The 14,207-nt window shown below is 60.5% G+C and carries 13 protein-coding genes; 4 read left to right on the top strand and 9 right to left on the bottom strand.

Features of this window, described 5'->3' with window-relative positions; all coding sequences use genetic code 11:
• Window positions 1-26: 26 nt before the first annotated feature.
• Together ACI3K3_RS11705 and ACI3K3_RS11700 are read left to right on the top strand one after the other, a co-directional pair.
• Window positions 27-1,544, top strand: coding sequence for an ABC transporter ATP-binding protein/permease (locus ACI3K3_RS11705; RefSeq protein WP_404913835.1), 1,518 nt, complete (start codon window positions 27-29; stop codon window positions 1,542-1,544).
• On the top strand, window positions 1,541-3,118 hold the full coding sequence (locus ACI3K3_RS11700) for an amino acid ABC transporter ATP-binding/permease protein (RefSeq protein ID WP_404913833.1): 1,578 nt from the start codon (window positions 1,541-1,543) through the stop codon (window positions 3,116-3,118). The genes ACI3K3_RS11705 and ACI3K3_RS11700 overlap by 4 nt, the downstream gene beginning before the upstream one ends.
• Before the next feature lie 5 nt (window positions 3,119-3,123).
• Here ACI3K3_RS11700 and ACI3K3_RS11695 read toward each other — a convergent pair whose 3' ends face one another.
• Both ACI3K3_RS11695 and ACI3K3_RS11690 read right to left on the bottom strand, forming a co-directional pair.
• Window positions 3,124-3,543: an ArsR/SmtB family transcription factor gene (locus ACI3K3_RS11695; RefSeq protein ID WP_404913832.1), complete on the bottom strand. Its 420-nt coding sequence runs from the start codon at window positions 3,541-3,543 to the stop codon at window positions 3,124-3,126.
• The gene (locus ACI3K3_RS11690) at window positions 3,518-4,183 is read right to left on the bottom strand and encodes a redoxin domain-containing protein (protein WP_404913831.1); all 666 of its coding nucleotides are present in this window, start codon (window positions 4,181-4,183) and stop codon (window positions 3,518-3,520) included. Before ACI3K3_RS11690 ends, ACI3K3_RS11695 begins: the two co-directional genes overlap by 26 nt.
• 860 nt (window positions 4,184-5,043) lie before the next feature.
• Between ACI3K3_RS11690 and ACI3K3_RS11685 the strand changes: the two genes are divergently transcribed.
• On the top strand, window positions 5,044-5,241 hold the full coding sequence (locus ACI3K3_RS11685) for a hypothetical protein (RefSeq protein WP_404913830.1): 198 nt from the start codon (window positions 5,044-5,046) through the stop codon (window positions 5,239-5,241).
• A gap of 848 nt (window positions 5,242-6,089) precedes the next feature.
• Here the strand turns inward: ACI3K3_RS11685 and ACI3K3_RS11680 are convergent.
• The 6 genes from ACI3K3_RS11680 to ACI3K3_RS11655 form a co-directional block, all read right to left on the bottom strand.
• Window positions 6,090-6,653: a UPF0149 family protein gene (locus ACI3K3_RS11680; RefSeq protein WP_404913829.1), complete on the bottom strand. Its 564-nt coding sequence runs from the start codon at window positions 6,651-6,653 to the stop codon at window positions 6,090-6,092.
• A 71-nt stretch (window positions 6,654-6,724) separates the two neighbouring features.
• Complete coding sequence (gene tnpC / locus ACI3K3_RS11675; RefSeq protein WP_404913828.1) at window positions 6,725-8,305, bottom strand: IS66 family transposase; 1,581 nt, start codon at window positions 8,303-8,305, stop codon at window positions 6,725-6,727.
• Between the two features lie 68 nt (window positions 8,306-8,373).
• Window positions 8,374-8,733 (bottom strand): IS66 family insertion sequence element accessory protein TnpB, encoded by a 360-nt coding sequence (tnpB, locus tag ACI3K3_RS11670; protein WP_404913827.1) that lies wholly within the window; start codon window positions 8,731-8,733, stop codon window positions 8,374-8,376.
• Window positions 8,730-9,167, bottom strand: coding sequence for an IS66-like element accessory protein TnpA (tnpA, locus tag ACI3K3_RS11665; RefSeq protein WP_404913826.1), 438 nt, complete (start codon window positions 9,165-9,167; stop codon window positions 8,730-8,732). Before tnpA ends, tnpB begins: the two co-directional genes overlap by 4 nt.
• A gap of 437 nt (window positions 9,168-9,604) precedes the next feature.
• Entirely contained in the window at window positions 9,605-10,867 is a 1,263-nt protein-coding gene (locus ACI3K3_RS11660; protein ID WP_404913825.1) for a tyrosine-type recombinase/integrase, read from the bottom strand.
• 1,160 nt (window positions 10,868-12,027) lie between these two features.
• On the bottom strand, window positions 12,028-12,648 hold the full coding sequence (locus tag ACI3K3_RS11655; protein ID WP_404913824.1) for a TetR/AcrR family transcriptional regulator: 621 nt from the start codon (window positions 12,646-12,648) through the stop codon (window positions 12,028-12,030).
• A gap of 106 nt (window positions 12,649-12,754) precedes the next feature.
• On the opposite strand from ACI3K3_RS11655, the gene ACI3K3_RS11650 reads away from it, so the two are divergent.
• On the top strand, window positions 12,755-13,630 hold the full coding sequence (locus ACI3K3_RS11650; protein ID WP_404913823.1) for an NmrA family NAD(P)-binding protein: 876 nt from the start codon (window positions 12,755-12,757) through the stop codon (window positions 13,628-13,630).
• Between the two features lie 205 nt (window positions 13,631-13,835).
• On the opposite strand, the gene ACI3K3_RS11645 is transcribed toward ACI3K3_RS11650, so the two are convergent.
• Window positions 13,836-14,156, bottom strand: coding sequence for a hypothetical protein (locus ACI3K3_RS11645; RefSeq protein ID WP_404913822.1), 321 nt, complete (start codon window positions 14,154-14,156; stop codon window positions 13,836-13,838).
• Window positions 14,157-14,207: the final 51 nt, after the last annotated feature.

Below are 14,207 nucleotides of genomic sequence, written 5' to 3'. Positions count from 1 at the left end.
TGATACCCGGAGCCTGGCTTATCGATGTGACGGGAGCGGCGCTCTTTGCATGGGGCGTGGCGACCGGCGTCGGCGCGGTGGCGCGGGACGGAACGCTGCTGCTGCCCGCGGCCTGGATCCTGTGCGGCGCGGCATTGCGCGCCCTGGCGACTTGCGCGGTGAACGGCCTTGCGGTCGCGGCCGCCCAGGCGGCAAGCCGCACACGGCGCGCGGCGTTCTGGCGTCGGCTCCTCGGTGGGCGATTGGCAAAACCGATCTCCTCGGGCGAAAGCGCAAATCTTGCCCTGGATCATAACACCGCGATCGAGAATCGTGACGTGAGGTTTTCCCCTATAAGGATCAACGCCATAGTCGGACCCCTGGTGGTGGCCGCGATCGTCGCCCCGGCAAGCTGGGTGGCTGCGACGATCATGCTGGCGACGCTGGTGCCTTTCGTCATGGGCATGATCCTGGCAGGCACGGCCTCGCGCCGCGCCGCCGAACGCCAGCTTGCCGCGCTGAACGCGCTTTCGGGCCTGTTCGTCGACAGGGTGACGCATCTGCCGCTGATCCGGCACTTCGGCGCGGAAGCACGGATAAGCCGCCAGGTCCGCACCGCCACCGGCGAAGTGGCGCGCCGCACTGTCGCGGTGCTGCGCACGGCGTTCCTCTCCAACGCAGTGCTGGAGTTCTTCTCCGCGCTCTCCATCGCGCTCGTCGCGGTCTATTGCGGCTTCTCGCTGCTGGACCTGCTCCCCTTCCCCGAGCCCGAAACACTGACTCTGGTCCCGGCCTTCTTCGTGCTCGCCATGGCCCCGGAATTCTACCTGCCGATGCGCCGCCTGGCCGCTGCCTATCATGAAAAGCAGCTCGGCGAGGCCGCCACCCAGGCCCTCGCTCCGTTCGAAGACAAGGCTGTTCCCGCGAAGCCGACCCTCGGCACGGACAAAGCCGGCTTCGACGGCCTGCGCGTGGAGCACCTTGCCCTCGCATTCCCCGGCCTTTCGGCAGGGCCGCTGCATTTCACGCTCGAACGCACCGCACTTGCTGCCCTTTCCGGCCCCACCGGAAGTGGCAAGACCAGCATTCTTGCCGCCATCGCCGGGCAGCTGGTGCCCGCCTCGGGCCATATCGCCACCTTGACCGGCGCGCCGGTGGCCCCCGAATTCATAGCCTGGGCCGCACAGCGCCCCCTGCTGGTCACGGGAACGCTGGGCAAGAACCTGGCGATGGCCGCGCCCCGTGCCAGCGAAGCGGAAATTCTGGCCACAGCGCGCACGGTGGGGCTCGGTCCCCTGCTCGACCGCCGCGGCGGACTGGCCATGCCGGTCGATCACGCCGGCTCCGGCCTGTCCGGCGGGGAACGCAGGCGCATAGGCCTCGCCCGCGCGATCCTGTCCGGCCGCCCGCTGATTCTCTGCGACGAGCCCACCGCCGACCTCGACGAAGCCTCCGCCGCCAGGATTATCGAGGTTCTGGTCAACCTCTCGGCAGAACGCTGCATCCTGGCAGCCACGCATGACCCGGCCCTGATCGCCGCCGCAGGCCAGGAGATCGCTCTGTGACCTCTTACTCGCTTCTCGCCACCGCCGGCCTCGCCCGCCGCCGCCTTCTGTTCGCAAGCCTCTGCGCCGGGATCGCCGCACTGGCCGCCATCGGCCTCCTGGCTGTCTCTGGCTGGTTCCTGACCGCCGCTGCCTTGGCAGGTTCGGCCGGATATGCGGCGGCCGCAGCCTTCAACTACCTTGTTCCCAGCGCGGCGATCCGCTTCCTCGCCATCGTCCGCACGCTCTCCCGCTACGGCGAGCGCCTGTTGTCCCACAAGGTCGCGCTGGAAGGGATGGCGGACTTGCGCGGGTCGCTGTTCCAGAAGCTGGCCGCGCAGGACAGCCGCCACGCGCCGGACACCTCGCCGGGAGAAGCCAGCACGCGCCTGATCGACGACGTGGAGGCGCTTGAAGACCTGGTCATCCGCCAGCCGGCACGCGATGCCGCTGTGGTTTCAGGACTGATCAGCCTTGCGCTCGTCGCCTTCGCCGGATGGCCCGCACTGCTCTTTCTCGCCGCAATGATGGCGGGCCTGCCGTTCCTGTTTCGCCGCATTTCGACGCGCCTGACCCAAGCCCCTGCCGAAGAGGCCGCCGCCGCGCTGGGAGACTTGCGGATTCGCTACGTGGAACTGGCCGGATCACGCGCCGAAATCGCCGCCTACGGCCTTGCCGATCAGGCCCTCGCCGAGCTGGAGCCCGCCTCCACCCGCCTGGACCGCGCCCGAGCAGGCCTGTTCCAGGCAGAGGCCGTCCAGGGCGCATTGCTTTCGCTCTATGGCGCCCTCGCCGTTGCCGGTGTCCTGCTGCTGGCGCGCGCATCGGCGCCGATGGTGGCACTCGCCATCCTGGCCACCGCTTCGGCTGTCGAAGCCATGGGCGGACTGTCTCGCAGCCTGCTGCGCCGCGCCTCTCTGGAAGCAGGCCTGCGCCGGATAGCCTCGCTCAATGCTCTGGATGCCACCTTGCACGAACCCGCGCCCGGCCAGTCCCTCGCCATTGCTCTCGGCAGCCGCCGATTCGAACCCGGCGCGCGAATCGCCGTCACCGGCCCATCCGGCTCGGGCAAGACGCGGGTGCTGCTGGCCTTTGCCGGGATGCAGACTCCGGTCGCAACTCTGGCTTGCGGCGACCGGCCCCTGAACAATCTGGCGCCCGAAATACTGAACGGGCAGTTTGCGCTGTCGCCTCAGGATGCGCCGATGCTGATCGGCACCGTGGCCGACAACCTGCGCCTTGCCCGCCCCGGCGTGACGGAAGCGGAAATGTGGGAGGCGCTGGAAGTCGTTCAACTCGATCTGCGCATCCGACGCCACGAATCTGGGCTCGATATGGCGGTCAGCGAAGGCGGCGGCATCCTTTCCGGGGGTGAGCGCAAGCGCCTGTCTATAGCCCGCGCGCTGCTGAGCCGCCGCCCCTGGCTCCTGCTGGACGAGCCAAGCGAAGGATTGGACGCCGCCACCGAAGCGGCACTGGTCGAGAGCCTGCGCGCATGGCTGGATCGGACCGGAACCGGCCTCGTCCTCGTTTCGCACCGCAAGGCGCCGCTGGCGCTATGCGCGGAAAGAATCGACGTGGCCGACCTGCACTGAACGCGTCAGCGGAAAACCCGCGCAAACCTCGCAGCGCCCCCTGCCGGAGCCTCCGCTGGAGCTGAAGACGGTGGAGGCGCGTCCCCGGAAGCCGACTCGCCCACGCTTCCCCCACCCAGCACCGCCAAGGCAGCGCCTATCTCGGCCAGACGCTCGCGGTCGACCTGATAGAACACCTGCTTGCCGCTGCGCTCGGATTGCACCAGTTCCGCCTTGCGCAGGATCGACAGCTGCTGCGAGAGCCCGGGCTGGCCGATTCCGGTACGTTCCTCGATCTCTCCCACCGAAAGCTGCCCGCTCCGCACGGCATGGAGGATTTGCAGACGCAAGGGATGCGCAAGCGCACGCAACAGCTCGGACATCGCATCGAATCCGGTAAAGGTTCCGGTGTCCATCTGGTCAGGCTCCGCTACCGAGCGTGGCATGGAACCACCCCGCGGGATCCTCGGAGGCAAGCGCCGCCTCGGCAGTCTCGCCCGGTAGCCCCAGAAGCGGCGCCCCCGGCTGCCAGTCGGCCGGAGCCAGCCCCACCCCATCCCGCACCTCCTGAAGCGCCCGCAATACCCGCAGCATTTCCGGGATCGACCGCCCGACAGTCAGCGGATAGCTGTTGCTGGCCTGAAGCACGCCATCGGGGTCGATGAAATAAGTGGACCGCACGGTGCCGCTGTCACGCGCATCGGCGCCCACCATTCCATAGGCCCGGGCGATCTCCATCGTGGGATCTTCGATGATCGGAAAATCGATAGTGACGGCCGCGGTGTCGCGGATCAGCCTGATCCACGCGAGATGCGAATAGAGACTGTCCACGGAGAGCCCAAGCAGCCTGCATCCAAACTCCGTAAACTGCGGCGCCGCCCGCGCCAGCGAGACCACTTCGCTGGTACAGACAGGCGTGAAATCAGCGGGATGGGAAAACAGGATCAGCCAGCTCCCGCGATAGTCATCAAGATCGATCGGCCCTTGTGTGCTGCGGGCCACGAATCGCGGCGTCCTGTCGCCTATGCGCAGCGGCGCGCATTTGCGCAGAAAACTCTCATGAATATCATCGTTCGCGCTTGTCATTGCCGGACGGTTACAGATTTATCCTCTATCGTAAAGCGATGCGGCATTCAGTTCCTTAAAACCGCCGCAGGAAGAGCTTTGGAAAAGGAAATCCGTCGAACGACACGTCACTTCCCGTAAGTGTTGTCTAAAGGAAGGGCAGGGTTCTGTGCCCTGACAAGGTACTCTAAACACGCAATCGCGACCCTGACCATTCAAATCGTCATTCTACGCCTTTAACAAAACTGCCCTGCAGGCACCGGCCTTGCGTTCGCCTAATCCTCGGCTGCCAGGTTGCGCGGACGCAGTATCACTGGATCGATCTTTCGGCCGCGGTTTGAGCGGGAACGCCTGGTGAAGGCCCCTCGATTTATGCATCTGGTCGAGGCTTGACCAATGGATTGGTTGGACCGCATCGGCATCACGGAGACTAAAGCGATAGGCACTTCCAGTCGGTATATGGCGTCGGCACCAGCCGCGTCTCATCGATAGGTTTAACCCTACATCTCCGGTCGCCCCGCAAAACCACAGTTAGCTTCAGCACTTTCAACCCTTGCACACCATAAACGGCCCGGCAGCTGGTCGAGTTCGCGGCGGGCTCAAACACGCAGAGAGGAAAATATTCCCTCATTTCATCAGCAACAAGTGATGGAAAATTATCAGTAATGGGAGAGTATTACTTATAAATATCGACGTATAATGAAACCAATGAAAGATTATGGTCGATTGTCGTGTTCAATAAATCAGTTCTTATCGCAGGCTGCGGCTTAGCGATTTTTCTCGCTTTTTCAAAATTTGCGTGATATTAATGAGTCATTATCGACAATGTCTGCACATCGATGACTGAGAGACTGACCGCGCTCCCGCCATTTGGAGAGCGCATGGACCTCAATCAGTTACTTTCAAATCATCAGATCGCACTAATCCGCTACGCTGTTGGCAACGGCGATGCAGAAGAGCGCGGATCTCAGTACGATCTCGTAAAAGATTATGAGTCTCGCATCGCTCGCCTGCGTCACGCCATGGGTGTGCCGGCCTACCCCAAGGGAAATGGGCTCCTAGTCAGTAGGCAAGCGTAACAACGTCCATCGGTAGGCCAAATTCAGATCATTCAGCCATCCTGAATAGCCGCTATCCCTATGCGCCCAGCAGATAGGAACAGTATGACAAGCGAAAAGAAAGTGACGCCGTCATTCGGGTCGAAAGCCCGCTGGTCCGATCGCCCAAAGCTGTCGCCCGACGCCGCAAGCCGGCAAGGCGAAGTTACCAAACTGGCGTTTGAGGCGCTCGGAGGGCGGAACGAAGCCATCGCCTACCTCAACACCGCTTGCGCTAGGCTCGGCGGCCGCCCGCTGGACCTTGCTGTCGAATCCGCTGACGGTCTCCGCCGTGTCGCGAGGGCGATAGCGAGTTTCAAACCGCTTCCCTGAACGGCCTCACGTCCTCCTACGACCAGGCCTACATTTAGATCGTCGCATTCAAGCGTGTGAGAGTGAACGTTCTGAACAAGGAGCGGCGAGCCTTCTAGAGTGGGCAGCTGACCATGGCCGCAAGACCTCGCCCGTCGACTTGCAAGCGCATAATTATGATAGCTGATGAACCCAAGGGGTTAGCGGCTTTTACCACCCCATGATGGGAGGACTTGCAGATGTCCACATTAGGTTTCTACGAAGACCAGGCAAAAATCCAGACGGAAGCGGCGGCTCAAGCCAAGTTACCGGAAGTGAGAGCCCGATGCCTGCGGGCAGCGGACGCATGGGCCGCCCTAGCCCATCGAGCTCAGAAGCTCGACACGGCGCGGGCCCTGAAAGCCGGTCAAGATCGGGAGCGTCTGCTTGAGAAAGCGATCTAAGCGCCAGCCTGTTGAGCAATCGTCTCCACACGAAAGTTGTAAGCGCCGACGGAACCCGGCCTTGACGCTAGTTGTCTAGGCTGCGCAGCAGCGCTTGTACTTCCTGCCCGAGCCGCATGGGCACGGATCGTTACGGCCGACCTTGTTGGCCTGGATAGATCTGAGCGCATTCGCGTCGCCGTCGTGCAGCAGCGCCAGCTTCCTCATACCGACGATTGCACGCGGTAGAAGCTCAGCGTGTTCGTCGCGGATGGCGTCAGCGTCTTCGCGTTCTTCGATCTGCTCGTCTGTCTCGATAAAGCCAACCAGCAGACCAAGAAACGTAGCTGTTCGCTCGTCGTCGGCGAGGTCTGACCAATATTCGGGATGCAGCTTCATGGCTCTATAGAAGCCCTTCATCCATCCCCGGACCCTGCCATGGTCAGCCTTCTGCCCCCTTTCGGAGAAGCTGGGCTGATAGCTCGGCCATCCCTTTTGAAGCTCCGCTTCAATCGCCTTGACCCGTGTCAGAACGGCGGCGAGGGCCTGCTCCATTCTGGCTTGATCCGTCACCGGGGGGAGCGCGGTCCACAAGTCGGCAATCCAGTCGGCGATTTCCAATTCTGGTGTCACCAGCACGCCGGTCAGGTAGCCGTCCATCTCCAGTGGCGGGAGGAGACCGGGATCCCAGACGAGAGGTGTGAACAGAGCGGAGTGAGGTTGTGACGTGTTCATGCAGCCTGAGCCGTATCGCGTAGGGCCTGCCAGCTCCATGGCAGCAGTTCATCGATCCGGTTGATTGGGTGATTGCCGATGCGCGCAATGACGTCCGTGAACCAGGCTTCGGGCTCCACACCGTTCAGGCGGCATGTTTCGGCGAGCGAGTAGAATAGCGCCGAGGCATCCCCCCCTTTGGTGGACCCGACGAACATCCAGTTGCGGCGCCCCAGAGCAACGCCGCGCAGGGCATTTTCGACCAGGTTGTTGCTGATCTCCAGCAGGCCATCGTCACAATAGCGAACCATCGCCGCCCAGCGGTTAAGCGGATAGCGGCATGCCTTCGCCAAAGTGCTGTCAGAAGACAGTCCCTGCATCTGGGCTTCGAGCCATGGTCGCAACGCTGCCAGTTTCGGGCAGGCCAGCTGCTGGCGAACCCGCCGTCGCTCATCGGGTGGTGCCCCCTTGATGTCCCGTTCGATCGCGAAGAGGTCGTTGATCCTCACAATCGCTTCAGCCGCAACCGGCGACGGGTTCTTTGCCAGAATGTCGGTGAACTTGCGCCGCGCGTGCGCCCAGCAGCCGACCTCGATCACGCCGCGCGGCACCTTGGTCTTTGGGTCATGATACAGCGCGTTGTAGCCGGCATAGCCGTCCGCCTGAAGGTATCCGCAGTAACCGGCAAGGTGGGCCGCCGGATGCTTACCGCCGCGGCCGGTCGTGAAGCGGAACGCCACGGCGGGCGGGCTCATATCCCCGCTTGAACGGCAGTCGCGCAGATAGACCCAGAAGTAGGCGGTGTGGCTACCGTCTTCGCCCCGCAGCAAGGTCACAGGCGTTTCATCGCCGTGTATCTTTGGAGCTTCGAGGATGTGGGCGAGCAACCGTTCGCCGAGCGGCGCCATCAGCCAGGCCAGCTTGCGCGACCAGCGGCCCATCACGTCGCGATCGATCTCCACGCCTTGACGGCGCAGAATCACCGACTGGCGATGCCAGGGCTGATGATCGACGAAGCGGCTGACGACGAGATGCGCGAGCAGTGCGCTGCTTGCCATCACCTTGGGCAATGGCAGATCGACTGCCGGCGCCTGGCGGATTGTTTCACAGGACCGACAGGCGACGCGAGGGCGAACATGACGCAGGACCCGGAAGCAGGCGGGTACGTAATCCAGCACTTCCGTGACGTCTTCGCAGATGACGGTCTCGTTACCCCCGCAGCCGCAAGGCTCGGGAAGATGCTGCGTCGTCTGCCGCGGGATATGCGCGGGGATCGGTGCCCTGGTTCCGGCCTTGCGCGTCGATTTCGCATCTGACGCCGCAGGGGCGTCATCATTGGCCGGCTCTGGGGCATCGACCTCCTCGAACATCAGGCGCAGCTGCGCGATGTCCATCTTCTCGGAGCTGCGACCGAACTGGACGCGCAGCAGCCGGGCAAGACGGTGCTCCAGCTTCTCGATCGTCAGACCCTGAGCTTTGACGGTCTGTTTTGCCGCCCCCAGTTCGGCCCGCTCCAGCTCCATGACCTCAGCCATCTCCCGCAGCATTTTCTGCAGGAGAACGGGGTCTGTGGGAAGGCGATCAAGGTCGAACCGCATGCCCAGGACTATAGCGCAAGCGGCATTCCTCGCCTACATAAACCGGTATTTTCCCGCGCTTTTATCGCTCATGCGAGGGTCGGCACGAGCACCTCGTCGTGAACAATTGCCTGCCGCCAATCCAGCCCCTCGATCAGCATTGCCAACTGCGCAGCCGAGAGTCGGGCGGCTGCTCCATCCTGAGTCCTGGGCCACACGAACTTTCCGCGCTCGAGACGTTTTGCATAAAGACAAAGTCCCGACCCGTCCCACACCAGCGCCTTCAATCTATCGCCTCTTTTTCCGCGGAAGAGGAAAACGGCGCCGGAGAAAGGATCGAGCTGGAGGATATTGCGCACCTGCGCCGACAGGCCATCGAAGCCCTTGCGCATGTCGCACGGTGCCAGCGACAGATAGATCTTCGCCGACGGCGGCAGCGTCAGGCTCAACGTTCAAGCTCCCCGACAACCTCGAGCGCCAATCTCAACGCCTCCCTGTCGACCAGCTTGTCGATCGATACCGTGAAGCCACCGCCGCGCCGGATTTCGATCCGGCCAGCGTCGGACGACTTGCCGAGCGGTTCGGCAGGCGTCAGTTCGACGGGCACGAACCCGGCCATCGCGCCGCGGAGCAATTGCTTGCGCCAGGTGTAAAGTTGACCCGTTCCGATCCCGTACCGACGCGCCACCACCGCCATGATGGCGCCGGGCTGCGTCGTCTCCTTCAGGATCGCCAGCTTCTCTTCGTCGCTCCAATGCCGGCGACGTTCCACCCGTACGACCGCTCCGCCATCTCGGCGAGCACTCATACGAGGCTCTTTTGACTGCTCGATATCCACTCGCAAGGCCTCCATGTACCCTGCGAACTTCACGCCGACCGCCATCCGCACAAGGCGGGGTTCGGTCGGCGCTTACCGAAAGTTCACAGCATCCGGACATTCGCGAGACCCGATACGCCCCGGATCAAGGAAGTCGGTCGCAATCGCCATCACCTGCCTGCCTTCCCTGCCCTTCCCCCGTCGAAAGATCGGCACGCTGATTGGTCGTGCGATCACATCGAACCATTGTGCTACGGCGTTGCGCCAAGGGGCCTCGCCGACCACGACTTCGGTGATCGGACGACTGGGGCGAGGCAAGTTTCAATTCTTAGGAATGTATTCGCACCGGAAAATACGCTCGCCGTTTTCCCGTCACTGTTGATCATGACCATCGGCTGCTCGTCGTCGAGGCCCTCATCACCTGCAACAGCTCCCGATGCCTTGTGATTGGGGTTGAATTGAGCACGGCGGCCATACCATCGCTGGCGGGCGCCGATGGCCCATTAAACCAGGGTCAGCTTCGGCTCTCTTCGGCCGAATTGTGGACGAATGATTTCAGCACCCCCGCGCAGCTGATCCAGGTAATCCGACCAATGCTGCATCATGCGAACGCGCTCCTCCCAATGTTGACCCCGGGTATAGGCCCGGCGCACCGAGTTCGGCTCCGCGTGGGCCAATTGCCGTTCGACCGCGTCGGGATTCCACATGCCCATCTCATTGAGCAATGTGGCCGCCGTCGCGCGGAAACCGTGCGCCGTCATTTCATCTTTTTTGTAACCCAACCGGCGCAACGCGGCATTGATTGTGTTGTCGGACAAGGGGCGCTTGGTTGATCGGATCGACGGGAATAAATATTTGCTGAAATTCTCGTCGTGGTCGATTTCCCCGATCAGTCCGATTACCTGCTGCGAGAGTGGTATCGAGTGGGGGCGTCGCATCTTCATCTTCTCTGGCGGAATAATCCAGACCTCGCGCTCGAGATCGAATTCATTCCATTCAGCATGTCGCAATTCACCGGGCCGGACGAATGTGTGCGCAAGCATCCGTAGCGCGATCGCAGTCTGGCGGGCGCCCTCGTAATCGTAGATCGCGCGCATGAGCGCGCCGACCTGTTTGGGCATGGTTACGGCAGGCCTATGCACAGTTTTAGGCGTTACGAGCGCTCCGCGCAGATCAATACAGACATCCCGTTCCGCTCTTCCCGTAGCGACAGCAAATCGGAACACTTGCCCACACAGTGCCCGGACACTCATGGCAGTGTAGAATTTTCTGGTGCGTTCTATTTTCTTCAGTGAGACCAATATCTCATGGGCAGCTATCTGAGAAATTGGCCGGTTCCCGATATCCGGCATGACCAGACCCAACTGCCACTGATATTTTTTTATAGATTTTGGCGATTTCTCCTCAAGATGCATCTTTTCCAACCATTCCAGAGATACCGCCCGAAATGTGTTGTTTGCCGAAATCGACGCAGCAACTTTGTCTAGCCTCGCTTGATGAACAGGATCTATGCCTTGTTTGAGCAGCCGCCGTGCCTTGAGCAGTAGCTGACGGGCTTCTGCGAGCGTAACTTCGGGGTAGCGGCCGAACGACGCCGTTCTCTGGAGCTGGTGTAGTTTGAAATTCATCCGCCAGTAGCGGGCACCTGACGGCTTAACGAGCAGATACAGGCCATCACGGTCGGATAATTTATAAGCTTTCTCCCGGGGGCGAGCGCGATCGACTGCCGTTGAAGAGAGACCTGATTTGGATGATTCACACGGCATTTGGAAAGGGCCTGACTCAGTTCTTGCGAACTGCGGGTCGCTGTGCGGTCTTTGGCTGAAACGCGGTAACGCTTACCCAGACTTGCCCGGATAGTGCATCAGCCGTAGGCCACCGAAAAAAGCCAGCTACGGCCGTATCTGTTGCTTCTCGAGATCCATTCGGGACCGGGATGGCAGATAAGCCACCCCCATGGGCACTGCTCGTGTAGCGCAACCGCAGTCCGTCCAACAGCATCAGCGTGGCATCGCTGCCCAGGCCCCTGTGATTGATTGAGGATTTGCTGCCGAAACCGACACACCTTCCACCCGCCACTTCGTTGCCAGCACCAGCATTTAGGCCGTCACTGAAATTCTTCAGTATCGAGTTCAGGACGTTCGCAACGGACGATTGCCTCGTCTCGCAGATTGTATTCAACCCGTAGACGAAGGTGGTCGAGGCAATGGCTGCATCCCGAATGCGCTCCCGCACGATACTGTCTTCAGCCTGCCTTTCCCGTTCTAGCCGCGCGTTATCGAAGAGCTCACTATTCGCCCTCGCCATTAAAGCGTTTCCCACGAGGAAAACGCGAAGCACTTTTCGAGAATACCATGACCGTCCAGCCGCCCCCCGATCCGATCGGCGATATCGGCGCTGATGCCGACAGCAAATATCCTTCCGAGTTCGTGAAGCATGCCAGACAGCGGCGGCTCCGAAAGATTAATCGGCTTTCGCCTACGCCCCTTGAAACTTTTCTGAAGCGGCGCGATGATTGGAGCGCGGGACGCAATTGCGGCTACAACCAGACTGCCCCACGCCCCTAAATGGTAACGCACTTGGTAACCTCCATCCGAGAATCCGCTGTTCGCGGGATACTTAGTGAAGGAAACGGTGCCACTTCAGATCTACCCTAACGCTTTTTCATATTTTTTTCGCGCTAGGGAAAACTAAGAGCCATTTTGCGACGCTCTTCGCTTCTATTCGCTGACCGAAAGTTTTTGCTACATGCCGAGCAAACGCCTCGCCATTTTTGGGACGGGAACTTTTAGGCGCTATTTCCTGGAGAGCGATGATAACCTGCCTTTCCGCTGAAAGACGATCACGGCAGCGCCGGGAAAGGCTGAAAGGGGTTGAAAGCGGACCGTTTGATCTCCCGGAACTCGGCAAATGACGGGATTGCTGACTATGGGCGCTTATCCCAAGCCAATACACACGGCATCATATGATCCATCAAAAGTGTCAATGTAGCACTAGCCTCCTCATCTTGTCTGCCCTTCGGCAAGTGATTTTCCAGCGCCTGTAAACAGGCGAAGGCACACCGCACAGTTGCCTGTACCGTTATATTGTCATGGTTTTCATTTTTAGACGCATTCGCGAGATAAATGTTCGCCGCTTCTAGTTGAAGAGCTTCCATCAACGCTAGCTGTCGCGCCAGCAAGGCAGGGGTTTGCCGTATAAACTCCTGAACATCAAACCCGCCGTGACAAGACGCCTCTGGATCACAGGCGAGGGCTGTCTGTCGAAGGGTCAACTCAAGTGATCTCCAGAGGGTGTTTTCCGCGATGTGTTCGGAAAATTCTCTGAGAAAAGCGACTTGGAAAGCGGATGACGGTTCAAGAAGCACATCATCCTTGGATGCGAAGTACCGGAAGTATGTCCGCGCGGAGAGGCCGACGTCCCCTGCGATTTCCTCCACAGTCGTCTTCTCAAAACCTTGTTGCTGGAAACGCGTGAGCGCGGCTCGGGCTATTTCTTCCCTGATAGCGCGGCGCGCGATCTCTCGTGAGTTAGAAACTTTTGCCATACGAAACAGTTACCACAAGACAATCTTGTCATCCAGTGACAAAAAAGACTTGCTGTGACACATCCGGGCATTAGGTAGGTACGGGCTAACGTTGAGGAGGATATCCGTGGTCCCCAGAGTGCTCGTTTTAGGCGCGACCGGAAATGTAGGGTCGCAAGTCGTTCGTGAGTTGGACGCCAACAGCGAAGGTTTGCTGGTGCGGCTATCTACCAGCAAACAAGTTACGGCTGAGAAATGGCGTAGCGAAGGTCGGGATGCTGTTGTGCTCGACCTAGACGACGCGGCCACGTTCGCCAGTGCGCTCGCGGGTGTCGATCGAATATTCCTGCTGACCGGCTACACCGCAGACATGCTGTTCCAAAGCAAAAGGCTTGTTGATGCCGCGCTGGACGCGGATGTTACCCACATCGTCCATTTGGGCGTGTTCACGTCGCGGCGGGACCTTCAGCCGCATTTCGCTTGGCACGACCTGATCGAGGCGTACGTCGCGGCCAGTGGCATCGCTTGGACTAATCTACACCCCAACGTCATAACCGACACGATGTTAGCAAGAACGCCATCAGTTCGAGAGACTGGCTCCTTCATGGGCTATCCGGGCGATGTGTCCGTTGGCTGGGCATGTACGGCGGACATTGCCGCAGTTGCTGCCACCGTTCTTCGTGAGGGGCCGGAAAGGCACGGTGGCAAGGACTACTATTTGAGTGTCGAGGTGCTGCGCGGAACCGAGGTTGCAGCGATACTTTCCAAAGAACTCGGCAAAGAGATTAGCTATCAGCCTCTCGATCCTGCGGCTCAGAAAGCTTTCGGGTCATCGATCAGCGACACGGGCGCACGCTATTACATGGAAAGCGCGACGATCACGATGGAACTGGCCGACGCTGGGAAGCTGGAATACCAAGCAGTGGTGCGCGACGACGTTCAGACAGTTGTCGGTCGGCCCGGAACGACGATGGCCGAATGGGTCCGTAAGAACCTCACCTGAACTCTGATCCGCGAAAAGGCGTAACGGGCCGATTGTTTGTAAGCATTTTCGACAGCGCGCCCCGTTGTCCGCAACGGAGCGCGAACTGCCAGACCGCTTTTTCCTGTCGGGCTATGGTAAGCTGCCTGTCCGCTGATAGAGGGCCAACGGCGCGCGGAGAGAAACTGGAAGGGGTGGGTAGCTGCCGATCAGTTACCAGGCATGCTCAGCACTTCCCAGCTCTCCTCATCTGCCGATGGTGTACAGAAACTTGTCCTTGCGCCCATCGCAGCGCAGCGCTTTCATTGGTCTTCCGGCTTATGCTGCGATAGCGGTTCACGATAACGTTGCCATCAGACTCGGACAAGTTCTTGAGAGTGCAACGCGCCTCGGGACCTGCGGCGCCTAGCTTGTTAAAAAGCTCAGTTTTAGCCGCCCATTCGCTGTCACTATTTCCTTTATAGCGATGGTTGTGCGTGTCTGCCCAACCGGGAAGATAATTATGATCCTGCGCCTTGGCCGCGACCGGCATGATGAGGGCGGTCATAGCGACAAGCATGGATCGATATCGATTCATCAAAGCAGCTCTTCTTCTGTG

This window comes from Novosphingobium sp. ZW T3_23 (genome assembly GCF_044987305.1).
Classification (GTDB): Bacteria; Pseudomonadota; Alphaproteobacteria; order Sphingomonadales; family Sphingomonadaceae; genus Novosphingobium.
Note: the sequence above shows the minus strand (reverse complement) of the source record. Positions and strands in the feature narration are given on the sequence as shown.

Coding starts and splice junctions, on each gene's coding strand:
- ACI3K3_RS11695 (WP_404913832.1), bottom strand. CDS start 3,543: ATGCCACGCTCGGTAGCGGAGCCTGACCAGATGGACACCGGAACCTTT.
- ACI3K3_RS11690 (WP_404913831.1), bottom strand. CDS start 4,183: ATGACAAGCGCGAACGATGATATTCATGAGAGTTTTCTGCGCAAATGC.
- ACI3K3_RS11685 (WP_404913830.1), top strand. CDS start 5,044: ATGGACCTCAATCAGTTACTTTCAAATCATCAGATCGCACTAATCCGC.
- ACI3K3_RS11680 (WP_404913829.1), bottom strand. CDS start 6,653: ATGGACGGCTACCTGACCGGCGTGCTGGTGACACCAGAATTGGAAATC.
- tnpC (WP_404913828.1), bottom strand. CDS start 8,305: ATGCGGTTCGACCTTGATCGCCTTCCCACAGACCCCGTTCTCCTGCAG.
- tnpA (WP_404913826.1), bottom strand. CDS start 9,167: ATGGCGGTCGGCGTGAAGTTCGCAGGGTACATGGAGGCCTTGCGAGTG.
- ACI3K3_RS11660 (WP_404913825.1), bottom strand. CDS start 10,867: ATGCCGTGTGAATCATCCAAATCAGGTCTCTCTTCAACGGCAGTCGAT.
- ACI3K3_RS11655 (WP_404913824.1), bottom strand. CDS start 12,648: ATGGCAAAAGTTTCTAACTCACGAGAGATCGCGCGCCGCGCTATCAGG.
- ACI3K3_RS11645 (WP_404913822.1), bottom strand. CDS start 14,156: ATGACCGCCCTCATCATGCCGGTCGCGGCCAAGGCGCAGGATCATAAT.